Below are 20,588 nucleotides of genomic sequence, written 5' to 3'. Positions count from 1 at the left end.
TTGTCCTGTATTGATCCCGCCACGACCGACCCATGCAGCTCCAGCTTCCACCTTCGACCGCAGATGACTATCTGGACCTGTCATTCAAAGCGATCGTCGAGCAGTCGATCACGGGCATCTATGTCATACAGGATGAAATCTTCGTGTACTCGAACGAGACCTGGGCCCAGTTCTTCGGGCGCAGCCGTTCCGAGATCGTCGGCATGTCGCTGCGCGACCTCGTCCCTCCATCGTCCATCGACTACACGCTGAAGATGTACCACCAGCGGATCGCAGGTGAGATCGACAGCGTGCGCTACATCACCCCTGCCATTCACAAGCAGGGGCGTATCGTGCTGCTTGAGGTGCATGGTTCGCGCATGGCCTACCGGGGCCGACCTGCGGTGATGGGGGTGGGCATTGATGTAACCGAGCAGACCCTGCGCGAAGAAGAGCTGCGCCAGGCGCGCAACGATCTGCAGCAACTGGCTGCGCACATCAACCAGGAGCGCGAGCGCCAGCGGACCCTGTTCGCGCGTGAGCTGCACGATGTGCTGGGCGGGCTGCTGGCCTCCATCAAGATGAACGCTCAGCGCGTGCAGCGTCGGGTCAACGATCCTGCGCTCCAGGAGATCGCGGCGGACCTCATGCACATCACGCGCCAGGCCATCCAGTCGGTGCGGGAGATGTCCGAGGAGTTGCGGCCCAGCGGGCTCGACCACTTGGGGCTGGCCTCGGCCATGCAGCGCGAGCTGCGCCAGTTTGCGGCGCGGCATGCGCTGCAATGCCAGTGGGAAACCTCGGACACGCTGGAGGGGCTGGAGATCGACCGTGCGACCAGTGTGTTCCGCATCTTCCAGGAGGCACTGATCAACATTGCCAAACACGCTCATGCCGGGAAGGTTTGGGTGTCCTTGCGGCAGGAGGCGCCCAATCGGCTGTCGCTGGAGATCCGCGATGATGGTGTGGGCCTCGCCGCAGGCCCCCACCGCAGTGATGCTCGAGGCCTGCTTGGCATGAAAGAGCGGGCACGTGAGTTGGGCGGCACCCTGGATCTGCAGTGCGCGCCTGGGGCGGGCACTAGCCTTCACCTTTCAATACCCGTGACACCATGATCAGAGTCCTCGTTGTTGATGACCACACCATCTTCCGATCGGGGCTGCGCAAGCTGCTTTCGGACGAAGCGGACATGCGCGTGGAGGATGAAGCGCGCGATGTGGGTGAAATGTTGGCCAAGCTGCGGGGCGCCCCTTTTGAAGTCGTGTTGCTGGATGTGAGCATGGCAGGGCGCAGCGGATTGGAGGCCATGCCGTCGCTTCGCGCCGAGTTTCCGAAGATGCCGGTGCTGCTGCTATCGATGTACCCGGCCGAGCAGTACGCCGTGGTGGCGCTGCGCGCGGGCGCCAGTGGATATCTCACCAAGGATGCCGAGGCCGAGGAACTGATCCACGCCATCCGCGAGGTGGCCGCTGGCAGGCGTTACCTCAGCAGCATCGCGGCTCAGCGGCTACTGCTGCAGACGGCCAGTGCAGACGACGACCAGCCGCCGCACCACAAGCTGTCCGCCCGCGAGCACCAGATCATGCTCATGATTGCTCAAGGCATTTCCTTGACTGAAATCGGCAAAAAGATGTTCATCAGCGTGAAGACGGTGAGTTCCAGCCGAACGCGCATTCTTCGCAAGCTGGGGGTTGAGAGCAACGCCGAACTCGTGATGTATGCGATCCGGCATAAGATCGTTCATGGGTAGTACAGACCGCTCTCGGCGCGGATGGTTCGCGCAGTACTTTTGAGGCGGAGAAGTACTTATCGCGTGTTGGCGTCAATGGGGCCGCAATTTCCACTATTTGCTGGGGATGGTCAGCTATTCAAAGTACGCGCTGCGATACCTTGATGGCTGGCGGTCAAGCAGGCCTGCTCAAGGCTGGTTGCGGGCACTTGCTCAGTCTTTACGAATGCGTACTATTACCGGATAGTTGCCAGCAGTCTGATTGTTAAAGCAGACGCCCGGAGCACTTGCCGCACAACCCCATCCGGCCGACCACTACCAGCGGGCATCTACACTGCGGTGATCATTCCCTGGAGCCACCATGCCTGAAACGCTCGCCGTTCCTCAGAGAATGCGCCTGTCCTCGTGCGACTACGCCGGGCGCGACAAAGCCGATGCAGTGCGCGAACTGCTGGGCCGCGAGGTCATGCGCGTGGATCTGTGGCCTTGCGAGGGCGCGGTTCCGCTGGATCTGTCAGCTACCGTCATGCCTCTGGGCGACGACTGCGTGTACGTGCGCACCGAGCACACGCCCATGCACATCTGGCGCTCGCCCGAGATGCTGCGCGATGGTGCTGACGACGTGTACCTGGGGGTGAGCTGGAGCCGCAGCACCGTCCACACGCCGCGTGAAAGCATTGACCTTTCGAACGGCAGATTCGGCATCATCTCCAAAGCGCGCGTGCACGAATACATCACGCCCCACGGCGGTTGCAGCGCTGCCATTCTGGTGCCTCATTCCGCTCTGGCGCAGCAGGTGCCGGGGCTGGAAGAAGCCCCTCTGCGCTTACTGCCCCCAGACATGCCCGAACCCGCTCTCGCCATGGGCTATGCACAACTGCTTGCCAGCATGCCCGGTGACCCCGCCTTGTCCTTACCGCTGCTGCAATCGGCCCAGTCGCACCTGCTGGAGCTGATGGCCCGTATGCTCGCGCCTGTCGCGCGAAGCGAGCAGCCGCCCGAGAGCGATGCACTGCACGTACCGCGCCTGGCACTGATTCGGCGCGACATCCTCGCGCGCATTGACGAGCATGAACTGAGCCTGGCGCAGATCGCGCGCCAGCACCACCTCACTCCGCGCCAGGTGCAGCGCCTGTTCGCGCGCGAGGGCACCTGCTTTTCCGACTTCGTGCGCGACGCACGGCTCGACCGCGTGCGCGCCGCGCTGGCCGATCCCCGCCAGCGCCACCGCCTGGTGCTGAAGATCGTGCAAGACAACGGCTTCGACGACTTATCCGCCTTCAGCAGGGCCTTCAAGCGGCGCTTCGGCATGACGCCGACCGAGGTGCGCAACGCAGGTTGAGTATTGCGCGTTGCGCACGCGACGCCCGGAGCCTTTGCTCTTTATGTCGTTTTGAACCAGTCATTTGTCGTTGCCGACAACGACACCGCACAGCCGTTTTCCCAGAATAGGCTGTGCCATGACAAGCACATTTCTTCGCCCTTTTCGTCCTTTGCGCCGTTTCAGCGGCCTTTCCATCATCCTCGCCCTGCTGGCCGCAGGCAGTGTACAGGCCGCCATCCCTGCATCGCAGCGGCAGTACCTGCTGGATTTGTATGCTGCCACCGGTGGCCCCACCTGGATCGACAACACCGGCTGGGGCGGCGGCGCAGGCACCGAGTGCAATTGGCACGGCGTGACGTGCGATGGGGGTGCCACCACCGTCACTGAACTGCATTTGAGCAGCAACCACTTGGTCAATTCCGTGGGCGTGCCCGTGCCCGGCTGGGCGGCGCTGCCTGACCTGCAAAGAATCGCCCTGGGCAACAACCAACTGACGGGCCCCGCGCCCGCCATTGCGGGCCTTGCGCAGTTGCAGGACTTCAACCTCGCCGTCAACCAGTTCACCGGTGCACTGCCCACCCCTGCCGGACTGCAGCACCTGGATGCCTACAACGTCAACGCGAACCAGTTCAGCGGCAGCATTCCGGCGCTTTCCGACCTCCCGGCGCTCACCCGATTCACGGCGCGCGACAACCAGCTGACCGGTCCCATTCCACCGCTCACCGGCGTGTCCACCCTGGAAATCTTGGCCCTGCAGAACAACCAGCTAACGGGCGGCGTCCCCGTCCTGCCGCCGGGGCTGCTTCGGCTGAACGTGAGCAACAACCAACTCACCGGCCCCGTACCCGCTGCCCCCAACGCGCTGGACGCCGGCGACTCGCACCTCTGCCCAAACTACCTCACGCCCTCGAACAGCCCGGCGTGGGATGCGGCCACAAGCGAAACACCCTGGTACGACAACTGCACCGCCCCGCCGCCGGGGCTGGGCGGCACCACTGCCGTGCCCACGCTGGGCGAATGGGCACTGGTTCTTCTCGCGTTCACCGCCGCCGCGCTGGGCCTGGGCGCGCTGCAGCGGCGTAGGGTCTGAAGCCTTATTGGGCTCCAGCGCCCCCCCACAAAGCACAAGCAGCTATCTATTTCATAGAAGAACCATCACCATGACAGCCTCTTTACTCCGCCGTTTTCTTGCCCTCATTGCCCTACTGGCCGCAGGCAGTGCCCAGGCCGACATTCCCGCATCGCAGCGGCAATACCTGTTGGACTTTTACGCCGCCACCGGCGGCGTGGACTGGACACAGCAGGACAACTGGGGCGGCGCCGTCGGCACCGAGTGCACCTGGTACGGCGTGGTCTGCACGGGCGACACCGTCACGAGGCTGGAGTTCTCGTCCAACCACCTGGTCAGTCCCGCGAACACGCCGCTGCCCGACTGGTCGGCTCTGCCGGACCTGCAGGCCATCGAGCTGTACAACAACCAACTGGCTGGCCCCGTGCCGGCCATCGCGGGCCTGGCGCAATTGGAGTTCTTTAGTATCGGCAACAACCAGTTCACAGGTGCGTTGCCCGCGCCCGCTGGGCTGCAGCACTTGCAGTGGTACTACGCCCTCAACAACCAGTTAAGCGGCAGCCTCCCGCCATTCGACAACCTGCCGGCGCTGCGGGTGGTGGGGCTGCGCCAAAACCAGTTCACGGGGGCCATCCCCTCGCTGGCCGGCGCGCCCGCGCTGGAGCAACTGGGCCTGGGCTACAACCAGCTCACGGGCAGCATTCCCACGCTGCCCCCGGGTTTGCAGCGCCTGTATGTGAACGACAACCTGCTCACCGGTCCCGTGCCCGCAGCGCCCAATTCGCTGCTCACCAACGATTCGCAGCTCTGCCCCAACCACCTCACGCCCTCCGTCAGCAACGACTGGAACGTGGCCACGGGCGAGACGCCCTGGCACGCCGCCTGCACCCCGCCGCCGCCCGGCCTGGGCATCACCCCCGTCCCCACGCTGGGCGAGTGGGCGCTGGCGCTGCTGTCGCTGGCCGCCGCCACGCTCGGCTTCGTGGCGCTGCGGCGCCAGCGGGTTTGAAGCATTTTGGCCTCCAGCAGTTCGACGTCATCCTGCACTACCGCGTGCAACAGGACCACCCGCAGCGCCCGCGGATGCACGGCCAGCGAGCCGGCTCCGAGCAGACCATCCCGCGGACCCCATAGTGTCCAGTTTTCCATATACGACTCCGCCGCCTTGCATCGTTGCGGCAAATTACCCGCCCAGTCGTTGCTCGATCACGGGCCTCCAGGGTACCAAGCTGAACGCCTTGCCGTCATCAAGCATCGCATGGCGGCACTGGAGAGCATCACGCTGCAGCGGTAGATGCCAGCTGTACGCTGGCCGTCGGCTAGGGGGCGGTACTCCAAGTCACTTTCGGAGGCAGTGTTCCCGGTGGACTGCGCTAGTTCGCGATTGCACAGTGTGCCCAATAGGTTGCGCACCAAGACCACACACTGGCCGTGCCTCTGGGGCTGCTCCTAGCCGGAAAGAGCCCACCACCATCTGACGCAACTCTCCCATTGAGAATCTAGTAGCTGTGGGCTCCAGCGTGCCCTTCATCGCGCCCGGTCCGTCCTTGTAGAGGGCGGATTCGGTTTTGCGCGCGTGCGCAGTCAATTGGCCTCGTCCACTGCAATCCCGTTGAGATGTCATCAGCAGAACTGCCACGCCATTGGTGTGCGAGAAGGGGAGGGGGCGTACAGCGTCGGCACCTGTTCCTCCACGAGGCAATCCATCGCACAGCGCTGTCTCGTAACCCCATTCATGAGCATTTGCTGCTGAGGCGACCGAATCGCCCCGAAGTTTGCGGGTTGGTTCAAGACCGAGGTCTGCCGATCAGTTCCCGACGGCCAATGGATTCGGTGTCGCCTCGGCGATTTTCGTGAGGGTGTTGCGATCGGTGTGGTGAAAAGGTTCGATCAAGCCCTTGATTTGCATTACCGTGTCTTGATCGTAGGACCAAGTCCCATCAGCGTTGAACATGACCTTGATACGCCACTCCATGGTAGTGAATGCATGCTCAATGAATGGGTTGGACACGATCCCGTTCACCAGACTTCCGTGCGTGGCTGAGAGTTCGAAGCTATCTGACTCTGCGCTCGTTTGGCCGCTTGCCATGGCGATTTGGCCCCGTGGGATTGCCAGGGTATGTATGACAGTTTGGGTGGCGGGCTCCCACAACCAGTAGCCCACTTGGTCGTGATACATCTTCTTCAGGCCTGGCTTGTGAATGTAGGTGTGGTATCTCAGGCCATACAGGACCTGTGGGCCATTGGTTTGAGGGTCTATCGGTTGCAACTCATAGTGCTCGACGTAGACCTGTGTCTTTGGCCCTTGTGCCTTGGGTTTGACATCAATGCCTTTCTCGCCACGCCAAACGCCCGCCATTCTGCGCAACGGTCCGAGGTTGGCGAGGGTATCTCCATCCAGATTGGAGGGTTCCGTGTAAATATCTTCGGGAAAATTGGGCATGGGTGAGGCAATGGTTGAGGTCGTCGGTGGTTCAATTGTTGCTTGCATGAGTATCGCTGGATACGAAATCGCCCCTTCTCGTCCTGCGAACCATCCGAGGGACAATGACGTACAACGGGCGTTTGTTGCTGGGATGCGAGTGCCAGTTGTGCCCCATATCAGGATCAGCTGCGGGCAGCATGCTTCTCCAGTGTCAAACTGACAACCTCAAGCCAGAGGTAAGGGGCATCCGGTTAGCTGATCGGGATGCCCTCTCCACAACACGAGATAAGCTTTTGCGATGAATGCTAGGCTTCTGGTGGCTTCACAGGTTCTATTTTTCTACTCATCGTGATCGTCCGTCCACGTCCTCACTGGCTGCGTATGCTGTTTGTGCTACGAGGGTCGGTCCTGCCTGACATCGCCCCTCAACTGGTTGCAGCGACGGGATTCGCGGTGCTCGTGGCGATGTGCCACGGGCAACTTCTTCAGTGGAAAATCCAGCTGACCTTCGTGCCGTTTTCGCTGATCGGCCTGACTCTGGCAATATTCTTGGGGTTTCGCAACAGTACAAGCTATGCGCGCTACTGGGAGGCACGCATGTTGTGGGGGGTGCTGTTGAATGACACACGCTCGTTGGTTCGGCAAGCCCTTACACACATCGATGATCCATCACATACGCGCGACTTCGCGATGTATCTGATTGCCTTTGTCCATGCTCTGAGACATCAATTGCGCGGCAGTGACCCTTCCCCTGATCTTCGGCGCCTGCTCTCGGACAGTGATTGTGTCCGCTTGCAGAATTTGCGCTACAAACCGGCTGCACTGCTGCTTCACGCAAGCCATTGGGTTCGTGAAAAACGCCAGGAAGGTGTACTGTCGCCGGTGCTCGTCCCGGTCATAGAATCCTCTATGACCCACCTCTGCGATGCACTCGGCGGCTGTGAAAGGATTGCCAACACACCGATTCCGTTCACATATTCCGTACTGATTCATAGAACAGTCTTTACCTATTGCCTGCTTCTACCCTTTGGTCTGGTTGACTCCATTGGGGCCATGACTCCCGTTGTCGCGGGATTCATTGCATACACTTTCTTTGCTTTGGAGGCTGTGGCGGCGGAGATCGAGGAGCCATTTGGGATGGCTCCGAACGACCTTGCTCTGGATGCAATGTCCAGCATGATCGAGGAATCTCTTCGTGAGATGCTTGGTGAGCAGTTGCCCGAGAAGCCCGATGCCGCAGAAATCATCTTGACTTGATCGGGCTTGTCGGGACATTTTTTTGAAGACCCGGGCCTTGCGTCGTTTCTTGTCCTTGTGCAACTTCATGCCGGCATGGCGCACGACGTCCCTGGAGTTTTCACTCTCCTGAGTCTAGGCAGCGCTTCCGATACGCCCCTGGTTTCGATGAACTCTGCATGCTTTCGCACGGTCTTCTGGGAGGAAGTGAAAATCCGGCGCAAGCAGGATGCGATGAAGAGTGGCGTGAGAGGCAACGCGAAGAAAATCTCTGCCGACATCATCCGTCTCCTTCTAAAAATTCTCCCATTCCTCATTTCTGCCTGAAGGATGTTTCACGGCTTGGTCCTGTGGAATGGCGGAGGCACGCTGCCCTGTTTTTAGCACGGCCACGCGACTAGTCACAGGAGCGGTTGGTACCGCACTCAGGGCTGGCAGCGGCATCGCTGGAGGTTTATTCTGTTGAGGGGATGTTGGGGAACTGATGGAACTGTCACTTCTACCGTTGTTTGGCAGCTTAAACACCGCTACAGCACGGACCAGTTCCCCCGCCTGGGCGTCCAGTGCGCTGGCTGCTGCGGCCATCTCCTCCACCAGCGCCGCGTTTTGCTGAGTTACCTGGTCCATCTGCGTGACGGCTTCTCCCACCTGGCCGACGCCTGCGCTTTGTTCACTGCTGGCCGCACTGATCTCACCCATGATGTCTGTGACCCGCCTGATGGATGTGACCACTTCGGTCATCGTTGCCCCTGCCTTGTCTACCAGAAGGGTGCCTTGCTCGACCCGTTCCACGCTGGCGGTGATAAGGCTTTTTATTTCTTTGGCGGCGTCGGCGCTGCGGCCAGCCAAGCTGCGGACTTCACCGGCCACCACGGCAAAGCCACGGCCTTGTTCGCCCGCCCGGGCGGCTTCCACCGCAGCGTTCAAGGCCAGGATGTTCGTCTGAAAAGCGATGCCGTCAATCACACTGATGATGTCTGCAATCTGTTTGCTGCTGTCGTTGATGCCCTTCATGGTTTCGACTACTTCAGCCACTACGTCGCCACCCTGCACCGCCACGGTGGATGCATTCACTGCCAACTGGTTAGCCTCACGGGCGTTGTCCGCGTTTTGGCGCACGGTGGAACCCAGTTCTTCCATGGATGCGGCGGTTTCTTCCAATGCACTGGCCTGCTGTTCTGTCCGGGCTGAAAGATCGTTGTTGCCCGAGGCTATTTGCGAACTGGCTGATGCCACGCCTTCAGCGTTTTGACGTACTGCGCTGACGGTATTCACCAGACTCTGCTGCATGCGATGTAGCGCGCTCAACAATTGACCCGTCTCGTCCGTTGTCTTCACGCTGATATGGCCGCTGAGGTCACCATTCGCGACACGGTCCGCCGCTTCCACTGCCTGTGCCAGCGGGCGGATGATGGAGCGGATGATGGTGATCGCCAAGAAGATCGCCAATCCAACTGCTATCGCACCGGTGATCCATACATCGCGTTCCAAGGATCTGGCCGCAGCCTCCGCCCGCTCGCCAGCGGCCGCAGTGACCTGGGCTTGGTAGTCGACCTGTTCCTGGATCGTCTTCTGGTACTCCAGTTGCACAGGCCGAAGTCGATCTTGAAGCAACTTCAACGCCTCGTCCCTCTCTCCCTTCTGAATCAAGCTGATGTACTCGTCGCCCAACCCCAGGAAGCCCGTTCGGTGCTGCTGCATGCGAGCCAGGATCTCTTTCCCTTTCTCAGATCGGATCAAGTCGGTGAGTGTAGGAAGTTCCTTTGCAATCGATGCCCGCGCACCCGCCACTCGTTCCAGAGATGGCTTGACGACGGTGTCGGATGTCGACAGCGCAAGATTCCGAAACTGGATGGCTTGAACGTTTACTCCATCCGCTAGCGCGCCCATGGATTTGGTAATGGGAATCCGCCTGGTGACGATGTCATTGAGCTCTGTGTGTTGGCTTGCTGATCGTGCTAGTGCAACGCCCCCCAGAATAATAAGCAGAAGCACCATGGCTGAGAAAGCTGCCACAAGCCGAGTGGAAATATTCAGACGATTCATTCTTCCCTCCATTGTTGTTTATTGGATTTGGCTGCCATTCGTTCCTGTGGTGGAACACCCTTGACCTGTCCACTCTCGGTCCTGTTCACCAGCACTTCGATCTCCTTGAACCGGCAGGAGATTCACTGGTTCGCATGCCGTTGCCTTTGAACTGCATGATGGGGAGGGTCTTTGGTGGCGCCTCGGACCGACTTTTCGGTGTCAAATGATGATCTGCGCCTAGGTTTCTTCCAGCACCTTGTAGCGGGCCGAGCGGGCGCGATCCAATACGTGCCCAACGTGCAACCGCCGGGGAGCAGTACTTCCAGCGGCATGGAGGTGTGTACGAGTGGCCTGGCTTTTTTTGGTCCGGCATTGAGTTGCTGTGCCAACGCGCCTCTTGCCCGTGGCGGCTGCCTACATCGCACGATCCGTCCTTTGCAGCAGCGTGCCCACATCTGTGTTTTTCCATCGGATTTCCTGTTGTCGTAGATATCTTGGAATTCCGAAACAGCAGTGCAACCGTTGTTTGCACTGCCAATTTTGAACCACCCTCATCGCGCTTGCACTGCTTTCCCCTTGGAGGAAATAAGTTCAGAAAACGCGTATTCATATCTATCAGATTTGGACCGGCAGGACGCGATTTGGTGTTGAAATTCCCACTAGTCCTATGCAAAGAAAACCATCAGCAACAGCTTGTTTGTAGAGTCGGCCATGAGAAATATCAATGACAAAATTGCCGCAGAATCAGCCACTGTTGGGTCGACAAGACAGGTGGCAGTGGTGGTTTTTGACGGGGTGGAATTGCTTGACATTGCAGGTCCCCTGAGCGTCTTTAGCAAGGCGAACGTCTGGCTTCCGGGGAGCTACGCGCTGCGCGTGCTCGCGGCGCATGACAAGGCCGTCAACTCCAATGCTGGACTTGCGATCCTGCCCGATGCACCTTGGGCTGCGATTGATCCTCGATCGATCGATACGCTCATCATTGCCGGAGGGCATGAGGATGTGGTGCTCCATGAACTGCAACGTAGTGATCTCTCTGAATGGATAAAAGCAGTTGCATCCAGTGCTCGCCGAGTGACGAGTGTGTGTACTGGAGCGTTTGCGCTTGCTCATTCCAACGTACTACAAGAACGACGCTGCACGACCCATTGGAGTGCCTGTGGCCTGCTTCAACGTCTGTGTCCTGGCACGACAGTGGTCAGCGACCAGATATTTGTGCGTGATGGAAACGTCTGGACCTCCGCCGGAATCCTGACGGGGATTGATCTTTCGCTTGCGTTGGTTGAAGAGGACCTGGGTAGGGACTGCGCATCACAAATTGCGCGTCTCTTGGTGCTGTCAGGAATGCGCCCCGGCCAGTCTCCGCAGATGAGTCCGCTCCTGAATACCCAGGCGCAAGCCAGTGACGCAATGAGGGATTTGCTGGCCTGGATTTACCAGAACCTGGCCAACGATCTGAGCGTGGAGACCATGGCAGAGCATATATCCCTCAGTCCGCGGCATCTCACGCGGTTGTTTCAGCGGGCGACCGGGAGTAGTCCGTCGAAGTATGTGCTGACAACCCGCTTGAGCCATGCCGCATTGCTACTGCGCGAGACGGATTGGAGCATTGATCAAATTGCCCATCGGTGTGGACTGGACTCGGTAGACACGCTTCAGCGTGGGTTTAAAAAGCATTGGGGCGTAACGCCTGGAGAATATCGAAAGAGCGACGGATTGATCCCGGACAGCACGAATCGGAGCGTAGTATCGTGAACCTAGATGAGGCCTATAGCGCATTGACTCGCTTGGGAACAGCCCGAATGGATCGGTCACCGAGAAAACCGAAACTCAATGGCAGGCTGCATGGTGAGTTCCTCAACGTCCACGAATCCGTCAGGCTGCACGAGGTCAGCAAGAAGAGGCGTCCGCAGGCTGCGTGTCCGGCGAGCACCCCTTGCGTGACATCGAGCAAATGAGCTTCACATCTGCGATCCGCGATAGCCAGCCTGCCAGCGATAGTGAGCACCACGGCCGGCTGTTGCCGCCTGCCATCTTTTCGATGAAAGCATCGAGCATCATATTGACGCGCTCCGCGCTCCGCGCTCCGCGCTCCGCGTACCGATGCGTCCCTATGTCTCAGAGAATCTTTACCGGTCAACACGGTCTTCCTGCTTTCAGGAAGCGTCTCGCAACTACATGCAGTCAACATCCTACGACCAGTGTAGCCCTGCGCCCTTACGGTGGCAACAATGCAGAGATTGTGAGAAAGATAGTGGTCAACAGCCGCCTCCTTCTGGGTAGCCCTGCCGACGGCGGTCTGGCCTGACAAGGTTGTAACATTTGACGTATGGCTTATCTGGCGCGAATTCTGTCTCTGTACGAATATGTGAACTACCTCCTAGTAGTTCATGTTTTTTTTCCGCATCGCCGCTGGGTTCGGCTTGCGTGGAGATCAACAATGTAGCGATCTACGCGCGTCGCCATCGCCACGTTACCAGCCCCAACAGCGTCGATAGGAGCAGCAGGCCCCACAGCGACAGCGTGGGGATGGTCGCCGGGGCGACCGGCATCGCAGGCGCACTTGCATCCACGATACGGCCATTGGTCGCGTCCAGGTCGCCGTCGCCCAGCACGCCGTCGGTCAGGGTCAGCACCACCGCAGAGCCGCTGATCGTGGCTCGCGGGGAGGCGTACCAGTGCGCGCCCTGGCCGGGCGTGGGGCCGTGCTTCCAGAACTGGTTGGCGGCCATTGCATGCGGGGAGGTGATGGTGATCTGCACCGTGCGGCTGGGCGTGCAGCCTTCGAGGATGAGATCGAACAGGTCAGCCGCCAACTTCACGCTGGCAGGGGGCGGGGCCGCGGTGGACGCGGCCACGAACTGCGCGTGGGTAAAGCCGCAGCCCGCCCCGCCACCCGTCACCACGGCCTGCGCCGTCTGGCCCGGCTGGCTGGGCAGGGGCAGCGCGGGCGTGGTGGCGGGGCCGGGCGACTGGAAGGCTTGCGCGGCCGTGCCGTCGCGAACAAGGCGCAAGGCCAGGGCGGCGGTCTTGGCGGCGGGGTGCGAGGCGCTGTCGCAACAATCCACGCCCCACGCTTGGGCGGGCGCGGGGTGGGAGTTGGTGGACGACCAGAAGGTGCCTGCGCCCGGCGCGGCCGAGTCCACGGTGGATTCCAGCTCGGTGCGGTTGGACACTCGCCAGTCGGTCTGGCCTTGGTGGAGCGCGGCGTTGGCCTGCTGCCTGCTGCCAGGTGAGCAGCGCGGGCGTGCCGGTGCAGGCGCTGCCCGATGAGGTCTGGCCCCAGGGGCAGGCGTCCCATTGCAGCGGGGCGGCCTGGGCAGTGCAGGCCAGCAGGGCCGGGGCGGCGGCGGTTGGATACTTCATATCGGTGGTACCTTGACCTCGAAAACTTCGATCGTCACCGAGACGGGCGCGCTCTCGTTGTCATCGACATCGATGGCGGTGTAGGTGAACGTGTCGAAGCCGGTGGAGGTGCTGCTGATGGGCACGTAGCAGATGATGGCGCCGAAGAAGCCCCAGGGGTTGACGGGGCCGGGCGCCGGCGCGCGTCTGCCCGTGGCGTCCATGTGCTGCACCGAATCGACGGTGTCGCGGAGGGGCACGCAGATGCTTTTGCGGATGCCCGCGCTGGGGCTTGGGGCCGCCAGCGATTTCGAGCCGCCCACATGATCGGTCAGGTACCGATCTGATAGCTTTTGGCGCCTGCTGAGGAGGCGCTTCAACCACTTTCTATTCACAACCTCGTTTGCGCCGCTGCAGCGCGCCCGCGCCTGCCAGCAGGCCAGACAGCAGCGCCAGCCCCGCATGGCCCAGTGTGGGGATGGCGGCGGGGCCACCGGGACCGCCCGGATTGCCGCCGGGGCCGCCCGGGCCGGCCTGCACCTGCACGCAGCCCGAGAACTCGGAAGTCTCCAACTGGTTGTTGCCGCCGAAGTTGTGCGTGGCCGTCATGGTCAGGAAACTCCCTGCTGGCACGGCCGGCAGGTTGATGCTGCCGGTGTAGGTGCCGCTGCCGTCGGTACCCGCTTGCAGCCCGCCCAGGTAGGTACGCCCCTGGGGCGTGCAAGTGGCGTTGCTGAATACCTCGTAGATATGTGTGGCATTGGCAGCCGCGTTGGCAAGGCTGAAGTTCACCACTGTGCCCTGCGCATTGCCCGTTGCGCTGGTGATGGCGGGGGCGGGCTGGCCGCTGTTCACCGTGACGCTGCCGCCAGCGGTGTCGATCAGCTCGATGCCCGCCAGCGCGTTGCTGTGGATGCTGTTGCCCCGGATGCTGTGGTAATGCAGATCGGGCGCGCCCGCATCGTTGCGCTCCACGCGCACGCCGTTGCCGCCCCAGTGGGCAATGGTGTTGCCCTCGCCGGGGTCGGCGCCGCCCACGCGGATGAGCGATGGGCTCCAGGCCGTTCCGCCGTTGGTGATGTACACGCCGCTGCCGGAGCCCGCGATGTTGGCCGCGCCGTCCGCCCCCACGCCGATGGCGTTGCCCTGCAAGGAAACGCCACTGGCGCCGCCATACAGGAGCACCCCCGTGTCGATGGCGCCGATCACGTTGCCATAGAGGCCGCTGCCGCCCGATGCGTCAACGGCCACCCCCACATAGGTGCCGACGCGCAGCAGGCCCGCGCGGTTGGTGCCGATGTAGTTGCCCCGCACCTGGGTGCCGGTGGAGGTGGAGCTCACCGAAATGCCGAAGCTGAGGGAACCGCTCACGATCAGGTTGCGGTCAGCGGGGGCGCTGCCGCCCACCATGGTGTTGGCAGCGCCGTCGTAGATGAAGATGCCCCGCGTGTTGGCCAGCGTGCCCGTGGCATCGGCGATGGAGCCCGAGCCGTCGGTGCCGATGAAGTTGCCCGCAATGGTCACCCCGCTCAGGCCGCCCGGCACGTTCAGCCCGTTCAGAACGATGCCGTTGTTCTGAAAACCCGTGATCGCCAGGCCGCGCACCACCGAGTTGGACGCGCCCGCGTCGAACCGCAGGCCGTTTGCCGCGCCCGCGTTGGCCCCGTGCAGCCGCACGTTGACGACGGCGTTGTTGCCCACCGCCAGCGTGTTGGCGCTGGAGCCAGGCTGCGTGGTGCCATCGATCACGATGAGCCTGGCAATGACGGGCAGGGGCGAGTTGGGCGCAATGACGGCGGGCGTGTTGGGCGCGGTGGGGACGTTGAATTCGATGCGGTGGGGGCCTGCGTGCATGGAGGATTCCAGCAGGGCCGCGCGCAGCGAGCAGTGGCCGACCGTGGTGGTGCACAGGCCGTCGCCCAGACTAGTGTCGATGCCGTCACCTTCTTCGTTGACAACGAAGGTAGCCGCCCCCGCAGGGGGGCAGAACAGGTACGCGAGCAGCAGCGCGGCGGACAGGGTGCGGATGGTTTGCATGGATGGTTCCTCCTCAGTAGGCCTTTTTTGAGTGTTTTTGGGTACTAGCGCTTGTCCATCAGACGCGAATAGCTCTCTTTTTGATAGTGAATCGGTGGCACAGGCCCAGAGCGCCCAGCAGGCCAGAGAGCAGCGCCAAGGCGGCGTGGCCCAGCGTGGGCACGGCCACGGCGCCACCTGGGTTGCCTGGCCCACCCGGCCCGCCTGGATTGCCAGTGCCCGTCACTGTCAGCGTGAACACCGCGCTGGCGGTGCCGTCCTTGTCGGTGGCGGACAACATCAGCGGGTAGGTGCCAGGCGCGGTGGGCGTGCCGGTGAGCTGGCCTGTGGCGGCATTGAAGGCCGCGCCCGGCGGTAGCGTGCCGAGCAGCGCGTAGGGCTGGAGAGCGTCGCCGTCGGTGGCCGTCACGTACTGCGCCAGGGTGTGGCTGAAGGGTTGGTTCACCGGCACACTGGCGCTGCCCGGCGTCACTGCGGGCGGCGTGGCGCCGCCGCCCGCGCCGCCTTGCACCTGCACGGCCACGCACCGCGAGAACTCGGAGCTCTCCGCGTAGCCGTTCTTGCCGATGAGGGTGGCCGTCAGCGCCACATGGGTGTGGCCGGCGGGCAGGGCGGCAAAGGCCAGCGTCCCGGCCCAGCCGCCGCTGGGGTGGGTCTGCACGTCGGCCGCGCCCAGGAAGACCTGGCCCTCGCCATAGCCGCTGGCATCGCAGGCGGTGTTGGCGAAGGCCTCCACGCGGTAGACGGCGCTGGGCGATTGGCTGTCCATCAGCGTGGCGTAGATTTGCGTGCCGGCGGCGCTGCCGGTGGTGCTGGCGATCATGGGTTGGCGCACCGCCCAGATGGGCTGGGGCTGCGCGGGGTCGGAGCCCACGGCGGCTGGGTTGGCAGGGTCGATCAGCTCGATGCCCAAGGCGCCGTTGCTGTAGATGCTGTTGCCGCGCCAATTATTGCCCTGAGGGTTTTTCACCTGCAAGAGGTTGTGCTCCACGCGGATGCCGCTGCCGCCCCAGTGGGCGATCGTGTTGCCCTCGCTCGCGCCCGCGCCACCCACGCGGTTGTGCCAGGGGAAGGATTGGTTGATGTTTTGCTGATTGCGGATGAACACGCCGTGGCCGCTGCCGCCGATGGGCGAGGCGCCGTCGGCGCCCACGCCGATGCGGTTGGCCTGGATGTCGTTGCTATCGCTCTCGTTGACGATGTCGATGCCCGTCTGGCGCGCGCCGATCACGTTGGTGCGGATGGTGACGCTGTTGCTACCATAGACTTGGACGCCGGTGGCCGCGTCGCCACGCAATTGGTTGCCGCTGCGCCCGGTGCCGATGAGGTTGTCGTGGATACGGGTGCCCAGCACCCTGTCGGAGGAGGCGATGCCTATGCCATCGGTGCGGGCCACGACCAGGTTGCGCCCGGCGGGGGAGCCATCGCCGACCGAGGTGCTCTGGGCGTAGTTGGCTACGTAGATTCCGTGCCGGTTGGCGAGCAGGCCGGCCGCGTCGTCCGGCGACCCGCTGCCGTCGGTGCCGATGAAGTTGCCAAGAACCTGCACCCGGTACACGTCGTAGGTCTGGTTGGAAGTGACCAGCATGCCCGCATGGCCGAAGCGTGTGATGGCCAGGCCGCGCACCACCGAGTCGGATGCGCCGGGCCGCAGATGAATGCCGAATGTGTCGGCGCCGGCATTCGCGCCATCGATGCGCACGGTGATGACCGCGTTCGTTCCCGTGGCGGCGCTGTTGGGGGTGCCGCCGTTGGTGTAGCCGTCGATGGTGACTTGGGAGGCGATAGCGGGCAGCGGCGTGGCGGGACTGATGGTGGTGGGCGTTCCGCCAAAGTTGAAGGCGATGGTGTCCGCGTCGATGTTGGCGTTCGCCTGCTCGATGGCCGCGCGTAGCGTACAAGTGGCGCTGCCGGGATTGCAATTCACCGCGCCGCCCAGCGGTGCGTCGCCCACATCGGTGACGATGACCGTGGCGGCCCCCGCAGAGGCGCAGAACAGGCTGGCGAGCAGCAGCGTCGAGGACAGGGGGCGGCATGTCATAAGGTGTACTTTTTTCTTGCTCTAGCGCCCGCCATTCATGCGCATCAAGCTAACTATCTTGATAGCCGTTGATATGTGACAGGGCTCAATCCACAGATTTTTCAGTGCCCCCAGGGCTGCGGCAATGACGGCAAACGCCAAGGAAATGACGCCACACGACACGCCCTATTTGCGACAATTTGTGCAGGTATCCGAACCGGAAACACAACAGGAAAGGAGCGGCGCATGAGCCCCTCTGTAGACTCACCCCAGACCGCAGAAGCGGCGGCCCCTACGGCGACGCTGCGCCTGTCCGGCATGCCCGGCGACCGGAATTTGAAGGCCATGCGCGACTACCTGGCCGGCTTGATGCGGGTGGATGTTGCCCCCGTCCACCAGAACCAGCCGCTGCATTACGAGGCTGGGCTGCGCACCTTGCCGGGTGCCAGTTGGGGCAGTTCACAGGCCAGCGCCGTAAGCAGCACGCGCACGGCGGCCTTTTGCAAGGACGGGCAGGACGATTTGATGCTGGTGATGCCCTCAGTGGGCATGACCATCGGTCAGCCAGGCCGTGATGCACTGCGCGTGCGGCCGGGCGAGGCGGCCCTGCTATCGCAGGCGAGGCCTATGCAGATCGTGATGGAGCAGGCAGGTGCATCGTGGGCCCTGCGCGTGCCGCATTCCGAGATGGAGCGCATGTTGCCGCGCCTAGGCGAAGCCCCCATGCTGGCTCTGCGCCCCACGCCCATGCTGGGCCTGCTGCAGCGCTACGGTAAACTGATCGAATCAGAGCCCCTGGAAGGGGCCGGCAGCCAGCAGTTGGTAGTGCGCCAGCTGCAGGACATGCTGGCCGTGGCCATGGGCCAGTCGCCCGACTATGCTGCCTGGGCTGAGGAGAATAGTCTGGCTGCGGTGAGGCTGCGGGCTGTACGTGCCGACATGGCCGCTCACCTGGCCACCAGCCGCCTGAGTCTGCAATCGCTCGCTGCACGCCAGGGCATATCGGCACGTCAGTTGCAGCGCGTGCTGGCATCGGCAGGTACCAGCTACGAAGAAACCCTGCGCCACACCCGCCTCCAAGCTGCCCATGCCATGCTGAAGGAGCCACGTAACGCGGGAATGAGCATCGAGGTCGTTGCATATGCCTGTGGGTTTTCAGAGGCGTCGGCTCTGGGCCGGGCGTTCAAGCAGCACTACGGTGTGACGCCGGGCGAGGCACGATGGAGGCCGCAGTGAGTCGGCCTGAGGGCACTAACTGAATCGCCCCGGATTCCCTAGACACTTTTGAGCCGTTGGAAATGGCGTCTTTCGAACTCTACCGGTGAAGTATCTCCGGCAGTGCCGTGGCGTCGCTTAGGGTTGTAAAACATCTCGATGTAATTGAAGACATCGGCTCTGGCTTGATCGCGGGTTGGGTAGATCTGGCGGCGGATTCGCTCTCGTTTCAAAAGTTGGAAGAAGCTTTCGGCCACGGCGTTGTCATGGCAATTGCCCCGACGGCTCATGCTGGAAACCAGGTTGTGAGCGCGCAGGAAGTCTTGCCATGCATGCCCAGTGAACTGACTGCCCTGATCAGAGTGGACGGTGACAGCGGCTTTGGGTTGCCGGCGCCACAATGCCATCAGCAGCGCGTTGAGCACTAACTCAGTGTCGATGCGGTGCCCCATGGACCAGCCGATCACCTGCCTGGAGAAGAGGTCGATGACGGCGCTCAGGTACAACCAGCCTTCATGGGTGCGGATGTAGGTGATGTCGGTCACCCATGACTGATTGGGCTCGCTGACATTGAACTGGCGCTGCAGATGGTTTGGTGCCACCACCGCTGGCTTGGCGCCACGCGGGCCAGGTCGGCGTCGATAGCCAGTCTGTGAACGCAGGCCTTCAAGCTTGAGCAATCGGGCCACGCGGTGCTTGCCGCAGCGCTCTCCCAGGTCGAGCATGTCCATCGTGAGCTTGCGATAGCCATAGACGCCACCACTCTCCAGCCACGCGTGCTTGAGCAGGCCCAACAAGCGTTGATCGTCCTTGTCACGAGAACTCACCGGATCGCACTTCCAGGCGTAGTAGCCGCTGGGGTGCACGGTCATGAGCTTGCACATGCGGCAAACGCTGTGCTGGTGTTCATGCCGCTCGATGAATGCGTACCTCACCCGGACTGCTTGGCAAAGTACGCTGCGGCCTTTTTTAGGATGTCGCGCTCCTCGGTCACACGTTTGAGCTTGGCCTTCAGTTTGCGCAGCTCATCCGGCCTGTGCCCCCTGCGCTTGCCGTTGTGCCGCGGGCATTCGATGGGCCTTGATCCACTGATACAGGCTGTGCTGGCTAACACCAAGCCTGGCGGATACGTCGGCCACCTTGTGGCCACGCTCGGTGATCTGTTTGACCGCTTCGGTCTTGAATTCTTCGGGGTATCTTTGCTCACTCATGGCACCTCCTATTGGGCCTCAGGTTTGAGGCTCAGAGGTGTCTAGAAAACCCGGGGCGATTCACGATTCGATGTTGTACGGTCTGCCAACGGCCAGAAGTAGCTGGTGGCGGCAAGCAAAAGCGGACGCTCAACGCTTAAGCTAACCGGCACTTTGCGCTGGCAGCGGATAAACCACCTTGAACTGCTCACAGGCCAAGGGAATAGAGTCAGAAAAGACGCGCATGGAAGAAGCGCATTCCCGCGTGAAGTAAGCTCTGTGCGCGTCCCGCCAATACGTGAGAGAACCATCACCTTCTCCCTCAATGGACGCGAACTCAGATGTAACCCGATCAAAGGGAACTATATCGACTTGAATGGTTTCGATGATGCATAACGGCTTTCCGCTGGAGTCAGTGACAACACTGAGATCGCCTTTCTTCGGAATTGGCTTCCCGGCATCTTCATACGACCAGACGGAGCCGGCGGTCGCCCGCTTTATGCGACTTAGAACCAACTGTCCGAGTTCGTCTGCCATTGCAGGAGAGTCGCCGAAGGAGAAAGCCTCATAGAAGCGACTTTCCTCGACATCACGAACGATGTCCAAGTACTCGCGCCACATGGATTGGACATTTGCGGGGATCACCATCATGCTGAAAGTGTGCGGCCTAACGTAACTTAGACCGCAAAACCTGGGGAATGGACTGGATTGTTCGGGATACTCTGGACAATTTTTCCTCCTGAAAGCGGCTTGCAGCCTGGGTTTGCAAGCGCAGGGCTGCTCAAACATTCAGGTGTAAAAATTCCCGCAAATCCCGCAGGCTTCATCTGGCCCAACTATAGCCTGCGAATTTGCTAAGGCAGGTCTCTCGACAGTCGCGTTTGGGCCGCAAGCAACTGGGGTACGAATCAATGACCGCTTAGGGGAATGGGGGCCAGCGTCGGCTTCGGGCCCGTTGCCGCTTGCTTTCACAACGGTGGCGAGCGGTCAT

15 protein-coding genes and 3 pseudogenes are annotated in these 20,588 nt (G+C 61.9%); 8 read left to right on the top strand and 10 right to left on the bottom strand.

Annotated features, from left to right (window positions below; translation table 11 throughout):
* Window positions 1-32: 32 nt before the first annotated feature.
* The 5 genes from ACAM51_RS27120 to ACAM51_RS27100 all read left to right on the top strand — a co-directional run bounded on the left by ACAM51_RS27120 (window position 33) and on the right by ACAM51_RS27100 (window position 5,110).
* Window positions 33-1,094, top strand: coding sequence for a PAS domain-containing sensor histidine kinase (locus ACAM51_RS27120; RefSeq protein WP_369643961.1), 1,062 nt, complete (start codon window positions 33-35; stop codon window positions 1,092-1,094).
* Window positions 1,091-1,729, top strand: coding sequence for a response regulator (locus tag ACAM51_RS27115; protein ID WP_369643960.1), 639 nt, complete (start codon window positions 1,091-1,093; stop codon window positions 1,727-1,729). The genes ACAM51_RS27120 and ACAM51_RS27115 overlap by 4 nt, the downstream gene beginning before the upstream one ends.
* A gap of 340 nt (window positions 1,730-2,069) precedes the next feature.
* On the top strand, window positions 2,070-3,050 hold the full coding sequence (locus tag ACAM51_RS27110; RefSeq protein ID WP_369643959.1) for a helix-turn-helix domain-containing protein: 981 nt from the start codon (window positions 2,070-2,072) through the stop codon (window positions 3,048-3,050).
* Window positions 3,051-3,168: 118 nt separating this feature from the next.
* A complete protein-coding gene (locus ACAM51_RS27105; RefSeq protein ID WP_369643958.1) occupies window positions 3,169-4,122 on the top strand; it encodes an IPTL-CTERM sorting domain-containing protein in 954 nt (317 codons plus the stop codon).
* Window positions 4,123-4,192: 70 nt separating this feature from the next.
* The gene (locus tag ACAM51_RS27100; RefSeq protein WP_369643957.1) at window positions 4,193-5,110 is read left to right on the top strand and encodes a leucine-rich repeat domain-containing protein; all 918 of its coding nucleotides are present in this window, start codon (window positions 4,193-4,195) and stop codon (window positions 5,108-5,110) included.
* A gap of 174 nt (window positions 5,111-5,284) precedes the next feature.
* Here ACAM51_RS27100 and ACAM51_RS27095 read toward each other — a convergent pair.
* Window positions 5,285-5,541: pseudogene (locus ACAM51_RS27095) on the bottom strand (DUF3363 domain-containing protein); the annotation flags it as partial.
* 367 nt (window positions 5,542-5,908) lie between these two features.
* On the bottom strand, window positions 5,909-6,544 hold the full coding sequence (locus ACAM51_RS27090; RefSeq protein WP_369643956.1) for an FABP family protein: 636 nt from the start codon (window positions 6,542-6,544) through the stop codon (window positions 5,909-5,911).
* A gap of 330 nt (window positions 6,545-6,874) precedes the next feature.
* On the opposite strand from ACAM51_RS27090, the gene ACAM51_RS27085 reads away from it, so the two are divergent.
* Window positions 6,875-7,783: a bestrophin family protein gene (locus ACAM51_RS27085; protein WP_369643955.1), complete on the top strand. Its 909-nt coding sequence runs from the start codon at window positions 6,875-6,877 to the stop codon at window positions 7,781-7,783.
* Window positions 7,784-8,056: 273 nt separating this feature from the next.
* On the opposite strand, the gene ACAM51_RS27080 is transcribed toward ACAM51_RS27085, so the two are convergent.
* Window positions 8,057-9,808, bottom strand: coding sequence for a methyl-accepting chemotaxis protein (locus ACAM51_RS27080; RefSeq protein ID WP_369643954.1), 1,752 nt, complete (start codon window positions 9,806-9,808; stop codon window positions 8,057-8,059).
* A gap of 693 nt (window positions 9,809-10,501) precedes the next feature.
* Between ACAM51_RS27080 and ACAM51_RS27075 the strand changes: the two genes are divergently transcribed.
* Window positions 10,502-11,545 carry a GlxA family transcriptional regulator gene (locus ACAM51_RS27075; RefSeq protein WP_369643953.1) on the top strand — a complete coding sequence of 348 codons (1,044 nt, stop codon included), beginning with the start codon at window positions 10,502-10,504 and terminating at the stop codon, window positions 11,543-11,545.
* Between the two features lie 165 nt (window positions 11,546-11,710).
* Here ACAM51_RS27075 and ACAM51_RS27070 read toward each other — a convergent pair.
* The 5 genes and pseudogenes from ACAM51_RS27070 to ACAM51_RS27050 all read right to left on the bottom strand — a co-directional run.
* Window positions 11,711-11,866, bottom strand: a pseudogene (locus tag ACAM51_RS27070) (IS3 family transposase); the annotation flags it as partial.
* 374 nt (window positions 11,867-12,240) lie between these two features.
* A complete protein-coding gene (locus tag ACAM51_RS27065) occupies window positions 12,241-12,966 on the bottom strand; it encodes an IPTL-CTERM sorting domain-containing protein (protein WP_369643952.1) in 726 nt (241 codons plus the stop codon).
* Between the two features lie 186 nt (window positions 12,967-13,152).
* Window positions 13,153-13,395, bottom strand: coding sequence for a hypothetical protein (locus ACAM51_RS27060; RefSeq protein WP_369643951.1), 243 nt, complete (start codon window positions 13,393-13,395; stop codon window positions 13,153-13,155).
* 127 nt (window positions 13,396-13,522) lie between these two features.
* Complete coding sequence (locus ACAM51_RS27055; RefSeq protein ID WP_369643950.1) at window positions 13,523-15,172, bottom strand: IPTL-CTERM sorting domain-containing protein; 1,650 nt, start codon at window positions 15,170-15,172, stop codon at window positions 13,523-13,525.
* 58 nt (window positions 15,173-15,230) lie between these two features.
* Window positions 15,231-17,213 carry an IPTL-CTERM sorting domain-containing protein gene (locus ACAM51_RS27050; protein ID WP_369643949.1) on the bottom strand — a complete coding sequence of 661 codons (1,983 nt, stop codon included), beginning with the start codon at window positions 17,211-17,213 and terminating at the stop codon, window positions 15,231-15,233.
* Between the two features lie 225 nt (window positions 17,214-17,438).
* Here ACAM51_RS27050 and ACAM51_RS27045 point away from each other — a divergent pair, with 225 nt between their 5' ends.
* Entirely contained in the window at window positions 17,439-18,428 is a 990-nt protein-coding gene (locus ACAM51_RS27045; protein ID WP_369643948.1) for a helix-turn-helix domain-containing protein, read from the top strand.
* Window positions 18,429-18,466: 38 nt separating this feature from the next.
* On the opposite strand, the pseudogene ACAM51_RS27040 reads toward ACAM51_RS27045, so the two are convergent.
* A pseudogene (locus tag ACAM51_RS27040) lies at window positions 18,467-19,618 on the bottom strand (IS3 family transposase).
* 141 nt (window positions 19,619-19,759) lie between these two features.
* Window positions 19,760-20,248, bottom strand: coding sequence for an ASCH domain-containing protein (locus ACAM51_RS27035; protein WP_369643947.1), 489 nt, complete (start codon window positions 20,246-20,248; stop codon window positions 19,760-19,762).
* Window positions 20,249-20,588: the final 340 nt, after the last annotated feature.

This window comes from Acidovorax sp. A79 (assembly GCF_041154505.1).
GTDB lineage: Bacteria > Pseudomonadota > Gammaproteobacteria > Burkholderiales > Burkholderiaceae_C > Acidovorax.
The sequence above is the reverse complement of the archived record's forward strand: the minus strand, read 5'-3'. Positions and strand labels throughout refer to the sequence as shown.